The sequence below is a fragment of the Mesorhizobium ciceri WSM4083 genome (assembly GCF_000519305.1).
In the GTDB taxonomy this organism is placed as follows: domain Bacteria; phylum Pseudomonadota; class Alphaproteobacteria; order Rhizobiales; family Rhizobiaceae; genus Mesorhizobium; species Mesorhizobium ciceri_B.
Genome location: NZ_KI912610.1, coordinates 1470544 through 1483462, shown reverse-complemented (window position 1 = coordinate 1483462; position 12919 = coordinate 1470544). Strand labels below are relative to the sequence as shown.

Here is a 12919-nt window from a genome sequence, read left to right as displayed (position 1 = left end):
CCGACTTCGTTAACCCGGCGGAATTGAGGCGAAATTCCCGGCCGATCCCCAAGATGGCGATCCCAGGCTTCAGTTCAGCCCGATGCGGCTGGCGCCCTGCCGGAACAGCGCTACGGCATCCGGCTCGAAGCGGAAGGTGCCGATGAAATCGTCGGCGCAATAGTCCGGCCTTGTCATGCGGATGGCGGCGGCGAAGCCGCGCGCCTCGTCGAGCCGTCCGGCCAGCGCCAGGCAGTGCGCGGCGATCGCCAGTATGATGGCGTGGGCGTTGGGCCGCGCCGCCGCCTTCAGCGCCCATTCGGCCGCTTCCTCGAACTGGCCGAGCCGGACATGCGCCATGGCGCGTGCGCCCAGCATGCCGAACAGCAAGGGGTCGAACGGGCTGAGATGGCGCGAATGATCGGAAGAGCCGATCGCCGCTCGCGGGTCGCCGGACTGCGAATGCACGAAGGACAGCGCATAGTGGCCGAGCGCGAAGTTGGGGCTGAGATCGACCGCCCGTTCCAGTTCGAGCAGCGAGCCGTCCTGTTCGCCGCGCAGCCACAGCGCCCGGCCCATTGCCCAATGCGCGGCCGGATTGTGGTCGTCGACCAGCAGGCTGTTCCCGGCGCTCTCGAAGGCCAGCGCGCTTTCGCGGTCGCGGTCGCCCCAGCGCTGGAAAGCGTTCTGCCAGTGGGTGAAGGACAGGCCGGCATAGGCGCGGGCAAAGGTCGGGTCGAGCTGCAAGGCCTGGGCAAAGAAATGCCGCGCCTGCTCGTTTTCCGCCTGCGTGAAGCGGTACATATGCCAGAGGCCGCGATGGTAGGCCTCCCAGGCGTTGAGCGAGCTGGGCGCCTTCAGCATGGCGCGGTTGCGCTCGACCGTTTCGATCTCGGCCGAGATCGAGGAGACGATGCTGTTGCCGATATCGTCGAGCACGGAAAAGATGTCATCTGGCCTGCGCTCGAAGGTCTCGGCCCAGACGATCCTGGCGCTGCGCACCTCGATCAGTTCGACGCTGACGATGAGGCGGCCGGCCGGGCTGCGTACCATGCCGGTGGCGACATAGTCGACATTCAGCCGCCGGCCGGCATCCTCGGGCGCGATGTTCTTCTCGGCCAGTGCAAACACCGATCCGCGCGCGATGACGAAGAAATCCCTGAGCTTGGCGAGGCGGGTGATGATGTCGTGGGTGAAACCATGGGCCAATCCGCCGCGCGTGCCGCCGCTCTCCTCGACAAACGGCATCACCGCCAGCGACGCGTGGCTGGGCTCGACCGGGCCGGGTACGGTGGTGGCCACCGGTGGCGACAGTGTGGACAGGCAGGCCGGCTGTGCCCGCAGCGAGGTGCCCGACCATTGGTCACGGATCGCCCGCCAGGCCGCGCGAAGCGGTGCGAAATCGAGTTCCTCCGACTGGAACAATCGTTCCGCTGTCGCCAGATGTTCTTCGGCCGCGCCGATCTCACCACGTCCGGCCAGATTGGACAGCAACGCCTCATGTGCACGCCCGTCGAACGGAGCCAGTTCCACCCATGCGTCGAGATGGGCGATCGCCTCCTCACTATGCGCCGGCAGGCTACCGACAAGCTGTTCCAGCACGGCGACGTGGCATGAGTGGAAACGGCGCCGCTGTGCGATCAGCCAGCTGTTGAAATGCGGGCTGCGCTCGAGCTCCAGCCCGTCGAGGAAATCGCCGGCAAACAGTCTGGCCAGTATGCGCAAGCGCTCGACATCAAGCGTGCCGATCCCTTGCTTGGCGGCCTGGCTGACCTCCAGCGCATCGACCAGGCAATCGCTGAGATCCAGCGCGACCGTGTCACCCTGTGTCGCAACCCGGTGCCGGCCCGGCGCGTCGAGTGCGCCGCGCAGCTTGCTCAGGCACCAGCGCAGCTCGCCCCTTGGATCGTTCGGCACATCCCACAGCAGCTCGCACAGACGGCTGCGGCTGACAGGATGCGGCGCCAGCGCCAGATAGGCCAACAGAGCGCGCAGCTTGCGTGATGACGGCAACGCAACCGGCACATCATTGCGGGAGATCGCCAGCGTTCCGAGCAGGCGCACGGAAAGGACCGGCATCTCGCCGTTCAGCCTCGATCGGGTGGATTCCACGTGCGTTTCCACGCCTGCTCCCACGCTGGCCTGTCGGCCTCTCCTGTATCACCAAACACGACACGGCGCATCCGGCAGCGGATTTCAGCGCCGGATACAGCCATTGCCGCTGTGCGGCATGTCAGTCCTAGCGCGGCAAGGTCACGAAACCTCGCCGCCCAACCCGCCGGTTTGTAACCGGCCCCGTGATGACAAGACACGACAACACTCGAGGAGGACCAAAAATGTTGCAGCAGCAGAAGATCAGAACCACGGCCGGGCGCGGCCGCCTGTTCGACAGCATTCTCGACACCGTCGGCGACACGCCGGTGGTTCGCATCAACAATCTCGGACCGGCCCACGCGACGATCTACGTCAAGGCCGAGTATTTCAATCCCGGCGCTTCGGTGAAGGACCGGCTGGCGCTCAACATCATCGAGGAGGGCGAGCGCAGCGGTGCGCTGAAGCCGGGCCAGACGGTGGTCGAGGCGACCAGCGGCAACACCGGCATCGGCCTCGCCATGGTCTGCGCGCAAAAGGGCTATCCGCTGGTCGTCACCATGGCCGACAGTTTTTCGGTCGAGCGCCGCAAGCTGATGCGCATGCTGGGCGCCAGGGTGGTGCTGACGCCGCGCGCTGAAAAAGGTTTCGGCATGTACAAGAAGGCGGTGGAACTGGCCGAGGCCAATGGCTGGTTCCTTGCCCGCCAGTTCGAAACAGCGGCCAACGCCGCCATCCACGAGGCGACGACGGCGCGCGAGATCGTCAATGATTTCGCCGGCTCGCGGCTCGATTGCTTCGTCACCGGCTATGGCACCGGCGGCACGGTGGTGGGCGTGGCGCGCGTGCTGCGCCGCGAGCGGCCGGAAACCCGCATCGTGCTGTCCGAGCCGGCCAACGCGCAGCTCATCGGCAGCGGCAAGGTGCAGCAGCGCGGCGCCGATGGTGCCCCCGCCGCCAGCCATCCAGCCTTCGAGCCGCACCCGATCCAGGGCTGGACGCCGGATTTCATTCCCAACGTGCTGCAGGAAGCGATCGACGCCAGCTTCTATGACGAGGTGATGCCGATCGCCGGGCCCGAAGGCATCAAGTGGGCCAAGGCGCTGGCGCGCCAGGAAGGTATCTTCACTGGCATTTCCGGCGGCGCCACCTTCGCCGTGGCAAGGCAGATCGCGGAGAAGGCGCCGGCCGGCGCGGTGATCCTGTGCATGCTGCCCGACACCGGCGAGCGCTACATGTCGACGCCGCTGTTCGACGGCATCGAGGCCGAGATGGACGCCGACGAGATCGCCCTGTCGCGCTCGACGCCCGGCTGCCAGTTCCCGGCGGCTTGACGGGAGATCCGGTATGGACGCCGTGCAAGAAAACCTCGGCCTGGTGGCCGAGGAAACGCTCGATCCCCCGGACTGGGCCGATGTGCAGGCCCTGTCGCACCGGGTCATCGACGATGCGGTCGATTATCTCCGAGATGTGCGCGACCGCCCGGTATGGCGGGAGATGCCGGCCGATGTGAGAGAGGCCTTCGCCGCACCCCTGCCGCGCTCGCCGGCACCGCTGGATGCTGTCTATGCCGAGGTGTCCCGCACGGTGATGTCCTATCCGATGGGCAACATCCATCCGCGCTTCTGGTCCTGGTATATGGGGTCGAGCAACTTCACCGGCGCGCTCGGCGATTTCCTGGCGGCTATCCAGGGCTCCAACCTCGGCGGCGGCAACCACGCCGCCGGGCTGATGGACAGCCAGGTGGTGAACTGGTGCAAGGAGATGCTGGGCTTTCCCGCTTCTGCCGGCGGCACGCTGGTCAGCGGCGGCTCGATGGCCAACATCATAGGGCTAACCGTGGCGCGCAACGTCAAGGCCGGCATCGACGTGCGCGAGCACGGCGTTGCCGCGATCGAAAAGCCGTTGCGCTTCTATGGCTCGGACCAGATCCACTCCTGCCACCGCAAGGCGATGGAGGCACTCGGCCTCGGCAACCGGGCACTCCGCCGCATCCCGACCGATAGCGGGCTGCGCATGGACATCGATGCCTTGCGGGCGGCAATCGCCGAGGACCGCGCGGCCGGGTTCAAGCCGGCCTGCGTCATCGGCACCGCCGGCACGGTCAACACCGGGGCGATCGACGACCTGCAGGCGCTTGCCAGGCTGGCGCATGAGGAAGGCCTCTGGTTCCATGTCGACGGCTGCATCGGCGCGCTGATCGCCATTGCGCCTGAAAATGCGCATCGCGTCGCCGGCATCGAACGGGCGGATTCGGTCGCGCTCGATCCGCACAAATGGCTGCACGCGCCATTCGAGGTCGGCTGCGCCCTGGTCAGGGATGCCGCGGCGCATCGCCGGACCTTCGCGGTGACGCCGGAATATCTGGAATCGACGCCGCGCGGCCTTGCTTCCGGCGAATGGCTGCATGATTACGGCCTGCAGACGTCGCGTGGTTTTCGCGCGCTGAAGGTGTGGATGGCGCTGAAGGAGCATGGCGTCGAAAAGTTCGGCCGCCTGATCGACCAGAACATTGCCCAGGCCGTCTATCTTGCCGACTTGATCGAGGCCGCGCCGCGGTTGCAACTGGCGGCATCGCCGACCGTCAACATCGTCTGCTTCCGCTATCAGCCCGGTCTGACAGGTGAGGCTCTGAAGGCGCTCAACACGGAGATCATGCTGCGGCTGCAGGAACAGGGTATTGCGGCACTGTCCGACACTACGGTGCATGGCGAGCATTGGCTGCGGGTGGCGATCACCAACCACCGTACACGGCGTGAGGATCTCGATCTTCTGGTGCGGGAAACAGTGCGACTCGGGCGCGAGATCGCTGCAGAGGGTGCTGCGTCTTCCTAGTCACCGGCAGGCATGCGATTCTGCCGCCCTGATTCGCGAGGTCCGACGGTGACGCTCTTTCGTATGGCTGCACTGGCGGCCTTGCTCTTCACCACCTCGGCGCAGGCCGCCGAGATGGCCTTCTTCGTCAAGAACCTGCGCAAGGAAGCGGTCGCCGTCGAGCTGTTCAGCCGCGATCGCGAAACAGTCTGGCCGGGCAACGACAAGGTGTTCCTGATCGAACCCGGGTCGCAGAAATCCGTGCCGCTGTCCTGCAATCAGGGCGAACATATCTGCTACGGCGCCTGGGCCGACGGCAATGACAGCATCTCCGCCGGCGTCGGGCCGGACAATGACCAGCCCTGCGACACCTGCTGCTTCATCTGCGTGGAACATTCCACCGAGACGATCGATCTGGTGCCGTAGAGCGCGGAAGTTTCCGTTGGACCCAAATTAAGTCAGGGATCGGCTCGTCCGGCCCACTTCCGCGATTCAGCGCTGCATGCAATGGTCGCCCCGCGGCCGGGTGGGCCGCTTGTTCGGGGGCTATCATGTTCCATGCCTATGCGCGCCGCATGCTGGCCGCGCTGTCCTTCGTCATGCTGGTTGCGTCGGCGGCGCAAGCCGACGATGTCACCTTCGCCATCAAGAACAGCCACCCGAACGCCATGCGCGTCGAGCTCTACAGCCAGGATCGCGACTATGTCTGGCCGGGCGAGGACAAGGACTATTTCCTCGACGACGGCGAGACCAAGCAGCTGCCGATATCCTGCAACGCGGGCGAATCGATCTGCTACGGCGCCTGGGTCGATGGCGACGAGGGCACCTATTGGGGCGTCGGTCCCGGCAACACGGAAAAATGCGAGGATTGCTGCTACACCTGTAGCGGCGGCGAGACCGAGGAGATCGAACTGGTCCCCTGACCGGTTTGCCAGCTTGACGGTCTTCGGGCCGGAGCCATAGCCTGTGCAAATACCCAGCGCGCGCCGCCTCGACCTGTTCAGACGCGACGTGCTTCAGGCAAAAGGAGCCCAGCTATGGCCGGCATGGTTGAAAGCGACAAGATCGATGTCGGATTTTCCGGCAGGCGCTGCATCCATTCGCGCAACTGCGTGCTCGGCGATCCGCATGTCTTCGTGCCCAACGCGCCGGGCCAATGGATCCATCCCGAGGCGGCCAGCGTCGAGAAGATCGTCGCCATCGCCGAAAGTTGCCCGTCGGGCGCCATCACCTATGTCAGGAAGGATGGCGGGCCGCAGGAGCAATCGCCGGTGGTCAACACGGTTCGGCTGCGGGAAAACGGCCCGCTGGCGGTACACGCCGAGATCGTGCTCGACGGCGAGACTTCTTATCGTGCCACGCTCTGCCGCTGCGGCGCTTCGGAAAACAAGCCGTTCTGCGACGGCAGTCACAACAAGTCCGGTTTTGCCGCCACCGGCGAGCCGCCGCTGAAGGACACGCCGGCGCTCGAAGCGAGGAATGGTCCGCTGAAAGTGACGCCGACCACCAATGGCCCGCTCAAGCTTGAGGGCAATCTCGAGATCGTCACCGGAACAGGCCATACGGTCGACCGCACGCAACGCGCCTTCCTCTGCCGCTGCGGCCATTCCGCCAACAAACCGTTCTGCGATGGGACGCACAAGAAGGTGGGGTTTGTGGGGTAGCTGCGATCTCCCTCCTTGAGGGGGAGATGGCCGGCAGGCCAGAGGGGGTTGTCTCGCGTAGAGCGCTGGCTTCCTCTTTCGCCTCGTATGAAGTCGCATCCAGTCGTGCCGACCCCCTCTGTCGCCTTTGGCGACATCTCCCCCTCGAGGGGGGAGATTACCCGTGGCCCAGCGCTCGCGGCTTTATCGCTCGCTCCGTATCGGCTAAGGGCAGGGACAAATAAATTGCCACCCGGACCGCCGCCAAAAAATGACCGCCAAGACCAAGCCAAAGCCGCTGTTCCTCGGGATCGACACCGGCGGCACCTATACCGATGCCGTGTTGTGGTCCGAGACGGAAGGCCCGCAAGAAGGCCCGAACAAGGGCAAGGTGCTGGCCAAGGCCAAGGCGCTGACCACAAGGCATGATCTTGCCGTCGGCATTTCCGGCGCCGTCGATGCGGTGCTGCAGAAAGCCGGAACCGATCCGGCTGATATCAAGCTGGTGTCGATGTCGACGACGCTTGCCACCAACGCGCTCGTCGAGGGCCAGGGCGGCCGCGTCGCGCTGGTGATGATCGGCTTTTCCGAGGGCGACCTCGCCCGCGACGGGCTGAAGGCCGCGCTCGGCACCGATCCGGTGGTTTTTTGTCCGGGCGGCCACGACGTGCATGGCAATGCCGCCAAGCTCGATCTGTCCGGACTGGAAGCGGCGCTGCCGGAACTCGGCGCCTCGGTGTCCGGCTTTGCCGTCTGCGCTTATTTTGCCACCCGCAATCCGGCGCATGAGATCGCCGCCCGCGAGTTGATCCGCGAAAAGACGGGCCTGCCGGTCACATCGAGCCACGAGCTGTCGGCCAAGCTCGGCGGCCCGCGCCGGGCGCTGACCACTTTGCTCAACGCCAGGCTGATCTCGATGATCGACCGCCTGGTGGCGGCAACCGAAGGTTTTCTTGGAGAACGCAACATCGCGGCACCGCTGATGGTGGTGCGCGGCGATGGCGCGCTGGTTTCGGCCGCCTTTGCCCGCCAGCGGCCGATCGAGACCATTCTGTCCGGCCCTGCAGCCAGCCTGGTCGGCGCCCGCCACATGACCGGGCTCGACAATGCCGTGGTGTCCGACATCGGCGGCACCACCACCGACGTCGCCGTGCTCGACGGCGGCCGGCCCAGGCTCGATCCGGAAGGCGCCACCGTCGGCGGCTTCCGCACCATGGTCGAGGCCGTCGCCATGCGCACCTTCGGCCTCGGCGGCGATTCCGAAGTGGCGCTGGAAGATGGCGCGCTTAACCCCAGGATCCTGCTTGGGCCGCGCCGCCTGGTGCCGCTGGCGCTGGCCGGCATGGCGCATGGCGTAGCGGTGATTTCAGAGCTGGAGCGCCAGCTGCGCGCGCCCAATCCCGGCCGCATGGACGGCCGTTTCGCGGTGCGCACCGGCGTGCCCGACCGGCTCGCCGCCGGCCTGACCGGCGCCGAAGCCAGGCTTTACGAGGCCATCGGTGCCGTGCCGCTCGCCGTCGACAGGCTTTTGACCTCGAACGCGCAGAACGCGACGCTGAACCGGCTGGTGTCGCGCGGGCTGGTGCATGTCGCCGGCTTCACCCCATCGGACGCCGCCCATGTGCTGGGCAAGCAGGCGAACTGGGATCCCATCGCCGCGCGCCTCGGCGCCGAACTCTTCGCCCGCAAACGTGACGGCCGCGGCCAGAACATCGCCGCTTCGCCGGAAGCGATCTCGGAACGGGTGCTGGTGACGCTGACGCGCTGGTCGGCCGAATATATCCTCGAGACCGCCTTTGCCGAAGATGGGCTCGATGGCGCGTCGACGGTGGCGCATGCATTGGTGCAGCGCGCGGTCGATTCGCATCCCGGCATCGCCCGCCTGAGCGTTGCGCTCGACCGCCCGGTCATCGGCCTCGGCGCCTCGGCGCCGCTGCACTATGCCGGGCTGCCGCCGCTGATCGGCAATGACTGCGTGGTGCCCAGGGATACCGATGTCGCCAACGCGCTCGGCGCCGTCGTTGGCCAGGTCAGGGTTTCGGCCGAGGCGCGGGTCAGCCAGCCCATAGAAGGGCTGTTTCGTCTCGCCTCGGGCGAGACCGTGCGCGATTTCCTCGACGAGGCGGCGGCGATCGCGGCGGCCGAGGCCGATGTCCGCGCCATCGTCGCGGAGCGCGCTATGGAGGCCGGCACCGACAGCGCCGAGATCGACGTTTCGACCGAATTCCGCGTCTCGACCGTCGAAGCCCAGCGCATGTTCATCGAGGCGCATGTGGTGGCGGTGGCCTCGGGAAGGCCAAGGATCGCGGTTTGAGCGGGGCGGCGAAATACGCCACCTTCACCCTAAGCTGAATTGACCCGGCAAACCTGACATGCCAAAGGCCCGCAAAGCCTTTCATCTGGAGTAGCCTGATGACCGACCGCATCGAGATCGCCGGATTGCGGATTGCCCGCGAGCTGCATGAGTTCGTGGCCAGGGAAGCGCTGCCGGGCACGGGCGTCGAAGCGGACGCCTTCTGGAACGGTTTTTCGGCCATCATCCATGATTTGGCGCCGAAGAACCGGGCGCTGCTGGCAAAGCGCGACGCCATCCAGGAACAGATAGATGGCTGGTATCGCGAGCATGGCGCGCCGGTCGACATGGAGGCCTACAAGGGCTTCCTGAAAGAAATCGGCTATCTCGTTCCCGAAGGCCCGGCCTTCAGCGTATCGACCGACAATGTCGACCCCGAAATTGCTGATGTTGCCGGACCGCAGCTGGTCGTGCCGGTGATGAATGCGCGCTATGCGCTCAACGCCGCCAATGCGCGCTGGGGATCGCTTTATGATGCGCTCTACGGCACCGACGCCATTCCCGAAACCGATGGCGCCGAAAAGGGCAAAGCCTTCAATCCGGCGCGCGGCGCTAAGGTCGTCGGCTGGACGAAGACCTTTCTCGACGAGGCTGCCCCGCTCACCTCGGGGAAATGGGCCGGGGTCAACGGTCTGTCGCTGGCGCAAGGCGCCTTGCGTCTGAGCGCCGGTGCAGGCTCGACCACGCTGGCCAACCCGAAGCAATTCGTCGGCTACCGTGGCGATGCCGCCAATCCCGATGCCGTGCTGCTTGTGCGGAACGGGCTGCACATCGAGATCGTCATCGACCGCAATAACCAGATCGGCCGTACCGATCCGGCGGGCATCGCCGATGTCATCCTGGAATCGGCGCTGACCACCATTCAGGACTGCGAGGATTCGGTCGCGGCGGTGGATGCGCCAGACAAGGTCGTCATCTACCGCAACTGGCTCGGCCTGATGAAGGGCGATTTGGCGGAAGAGATCACCAAGGGCGGCAAGAGTTTTGTCCGCAAGCTCAATCCCGACCGCTCCTACACCGCGCCCGCCGGTGGCACGCTGACCGTGCCCGGCCGCTCGCTGATGCTGGTCAGGAATGTCGGCCACCTCATGACCAACCCGGCGATACTGGATCGCGACGGCAACGAGGTTCCGGAAGGCATCATGGATGCGGCGATGACGGCGCTGATCGCGCTGCACGATGTAGGGCCGAACGGCCGCCGCGCCAATTCCCGCGCGGGCTCGATGTATGTCGTGAAACCCAAGATGCATGGGCCCGACGAAGTCGCTTTCGCCGTCGAGATATTCGACCGCGTCGAAGCGCTGCTCGGCATGGCCAGGAATACCATCAAGATGGGCATCATGGACGAGGAGCGGCGCACCACCGTCAACCTCAAGGAGGCGATCCGCGCCGCAAAAGAGCGCGTCGTGTTCATCAACACCGGCTTCCTCGACCGCACCGGCGACGAGATCCACACCTCGATGGAAGCCGGCCCGATGATCCGCAAGGGCGACATGAAGCAGGCCGCCTGGATTTCCGCTTACGAGGCGTGGAATGTCGACATCGGGCTGGAATGCGGCTTGGCCGGCCACGCACAGATCGGCAAGGGCATGTGGGCGATGCCGGATTTGATGGCGGCGATGCTGGAACAGAAGATCGCCCACCCCAAGGCCGGCGCCAACACTGCCTGGGTGCCGTCGCCAACGGCGGCGACGCTGCATGCCACGCACTATCACAAGGTCGATGTCCACGCCGTGCAGGCGGCACTGAAGAACCGGCCCAAGGCGAAGCTCGACGACATCCTGTCGGTGCCCGTCGCGGTGCGGCCGAACTGGTCGCCCGAGGACATCCAGAAGGAACTCGACAACAACGCGCAGGGCATTCTTGGCTATGTCGTGCGCTGGATCGACCAGGGCGTCGGCTGCTCGAAAGTGCCTGACATCAACGATGTCGGCCTGATGGAAGACCGCGCCACGCTGCGTATTTCCTCACAGCACATCGCCAACTGGCTGCACCACGGTGTGTGCAGCGAGGACCAGGTGATGGCGACGATGAAGCGCATGGCTGACATCGTCGACCGCCAGAACGATAGCGACCCGCTTTACCAGCCGATGGCGGCCGACTTTGACAAGTCGATAGCCTTCCTCGCCGCCTGTGACCTGGTTTTCAAGGGCCGCGTCCAGCCCAACGGCTACACCGAGCCGGTGCTGCACGCGCGGCGGCTGGAACTGAAGGCGCAGCAGGGCTGAGCAGGCACAAACGGAGGATCGGTGGCGTGATTGCCGCCAACGGTCTTGATCGGCCGCGTTTCTCTCAACCAACGGCGCTGCCGTGAATGGGGCGGCAAGTTTTCAGCCTGCTTCCTCCGGAGGTGAGGCGTCAGGAAGCTGTATGGTCCAGGAGCCGAATGGTGGGATCGCGACGGTGTTCGGAGTTGACCCTATCGACGCCTTCCACCGTGATCGCGATCGTCCCGTTTTCCACTCTTGCTATCCAGCCCTTTGCTTTCAGGTACCAGAGATGAAACTCGAGATGCTCTCGCGGACAGTCTGACAGGCGTTCGAGCTCCACATCCCCGATCCCGGGATTGCCGACGTCGTGCCGGCGCTTCGCGTAAAGCAGCGACAACAGCCTGGCCTGGATCACGACGTCACGCTCGATGCCCTTGGTGTTGCTGGCTTCCTCGGTCAATTCGCGGCGAAGGCCGGCATGGTCCCTGTACGCGATGTCGTATTGCGCGCGTTTGACCGGATCCTTGAGCGTGTTGTGGGCTTCCACGATTTCACTGAAACGGGCTTCATCGCCGGTTTCGCGATTGTCTGGATGATAGCGCATCGCAAAATAGCGAAATATGCGCTCCAGCGTCTCCGAGTTGGCGTTCGGGCTGACTTCCAAAACTTCGTAGTAGTCAATGAACATAGCGGGCTCCCCGACCACAACCATATTCGCATTGTCTAAATAAGGAATGTCCAATGCGGAGACCAAGACCTTGGTCCGACACCGCCAAGCGGACAATCAGGTCCGCGCCGATGATCGATTCCGCAGCGGCGGGATTGTGGCGTGATCGCGGAATGCAATGTGGCGAGGCCGGCTTGTCGGCGGACCTACGCCGCCTGCGCCATCCGCTCCGAGCTCATGCGGTAGGAGATCGCTTCGGCCAGATGGATGCGGCCGACGGTTTCGCTGGCGTCGAGATCGGCGAGCGTCCGCGCCACCTTCAGCACGCGGTGATAGGCGCGGGCGGAAAAGGCGAGCTTTTCGCTGGCGTCCTTGAGCAGCGACAGGCCGGCGGCGTCAGGCATGGCGATCTCCTCGATGACCGAGGGCGCGCAATGCGCGTTGGTGGTGGCGCGGGTGGCGCCGAGCCGCTCGAAACGCTCGCGCTGGATGGTGCGGGCGCGTGCCACGCGCAGCGCCACATCGGCACTTTTCTCCGCCCGGTCGGGCCGGATCAGGTCGCTGGCCGAGACCGCCGGCACTTCGATCCTGAGATCGATGCGGTCGAGCAGCGGACCCGAAATGCGCGCCTGGTAGTCGGTACGGCAACGCTCGCCGCGCAGGCAGCGATAGCCCGGCTCGCCGGCCATGCCGCAGCGGCACGGGTTCATCGCCGCCACCAGCTGGATGCGCGCCGGATAGGTGACGCGATGGTTCGCCCGCGCGATCATGCAGTCGCCGGTCTCCAACGGCTGGCGCAACGCATCAAGCGTCTGCGGCGTGAACTCGGGAAACTCGTCGAGGAACAGCACGCCGTGATGGGCCAGCGACACCTCGCCCGGCCGCGCGCGGATACCGCCGCCGACCATCGCCGCCATCGAGGCCGAGTGGTGCGGCGCGCGGAATGGCCGCCGGTCGGTCAGCTTACCTTCGCCGAGCTCTCCCGCCACCGAGGCGATCATCGAGACTTCCAGAAGCTCCTTCGGCGCCAGCGGCGGCAGGATCGACGGCAGCCGCTGCGCCAGCATCGATTTGCCCGATCCCGGTGGCCCGATCATCAAGATAATGAGTCCTATTAATTAGGATACGGTGGTTGAAATTTAATGTCATTGTGGGATATTAA

General features: G+C 65.4%; 9 protein-coding genes and 1 pseudogene. 7 read left to right on the top strand and 3 right to left on the bottom strand.

Translation table 11 applies throughout. From position 1 onward, the window contains the following. Nucleotides 1-69 precede the first annotated feature (69 nt). A complete protein-coding gene (locus MESCI2_RS0133180) occupies nt 70-2058 on the bottom strand; it encodes a BTAD domain-containing putative transcriptional regulator (RefSeq protein ID WP_050596732.1) in 1989 nt (662 codons plus the stop codon). A gap of 257 nt (nt 2059-2315) precedes the next feature. On the opposite strand from MESCI2_RS0133180, the gene MESCI2_RS0133175 reads away from it, so the two are divergent. The 7 genes from MESCI2_RS0133175 to MESCI2_RS0133145 all read left to right on the top strand — a co-directional run bounded on the left by MESCI2_RS0133175 (nt 2316) and on the right by MESCI2_RS0133145 (nt 11108). Beyond that, nucleotides 2316-3404, top strand: a complete 1089-nt coding sequence (locus MESCI2_RS0133175) for a PLP-dependent cysteine synthase family protein (protein WP_027040250.1) — start codon at nt 2316-2318, stop codon at nt 3402-3404. A gap of 13 nt (nt 3405-3417) precedes the next feature. Beyond that, nucleotides 3418-4905 (top strand): pyridoxal phosphate-dependent decarboxylase family protein, encoded by a 1488-nt coding sequence (locus tag MESCI2_RS0133170; protein ID WP_027040249.1) that lies wholly within the window; start codon nt 3418-3420, stop codon nt 4903-4905. A gap of 48 nt (nt 4906-4953) precedes the next feature. Next, complete coding sequence (locus MESCI2_RS0133165) at nt 4954-5310, top strand: hypothetical protein (RefSeq protein ID WP_027040248.1); 357 nt, start codon at nt 4954-4956, stop codon at nt 5308-5310. A 125-nt stretch (nt 5311-5435) separates the two neighbouring features. Beyond that, nucleotides 5436-5807, top strand: coding sequence for a hypothetical protein (locus MESCI2_RS0133160; RefSeq protein ID WP_027040247.1), 372 nt, complete (start codon nt 5436-5438; stop codon nt 5805-5807). A gap of 114 nt (nt 5808-5921) precedes the next feature. Then, nucleotides 5922-6548, top strand: a complete 627-nt coding sequence (locus tag MESCI2_RS0133155) for a CDGSH iron-sulfur domain-containing protein (protein ID WP_027040246.1) — start codon at nt 5922-5924, stop codon at nt 6546-6548. A gap of 250 nt (nt 6549-6798) precedes the next feature. Further along, the gene (locus tag MESCI2_RS0133150; protein ID WP_027040245.1) at nt 6799-8841 is read left to right on the top strand and encodes a hydantoinase/oxoprolinase family protein; all 2043 of its coding nucleotides are present in this window, start codon (nt 6799-6801) and stop codon (nt 8839-8841) included. A gap of 98 nt (nt 8842-8939) precedes the next feature. Then, on the top strand, nt 8940-11108 hold the full coding sequence (locus tag MESCI2_RS0133145) for a malate synthase G (protein ID WP_027040244.1): 2169 nt from the start codon (nt 8940-8942) through the stop codon (nt 11106-11108). 130 nt (nt 11109-11238) lie between these two features. On the opposite strand, the gene MESCI2_RS0133140 is transcribed toward MESCI2_RS0133145, so the two are convergent. Both MESCI2_RS0133140 and MESCI2_RS01000000135995 read right to left on the bottom strand, forming a co-directional pair. Beyond that, complete coding sequence (locus tag MESCI2_RS0133140) at nt 11239-11778, bottom strand: J domain-containing protein (RefSeq protein ID WP_027040243.1); 540 nt, start codon at nt 11776-11778, stop codon at nt 11239-11241. A gap of 185 nt (nt 11779-11963) precedes the next feature. Next, nucleotides 11964-12860, bottom strand: a pseudogene (locus tag MESCI2_RS01000000135995) (YifB family Mg chelatase-like AAA ATPase); the annotation flags it as partial. Nucleotides 12861-12919 lie beyond the last annotated feature (59 nt).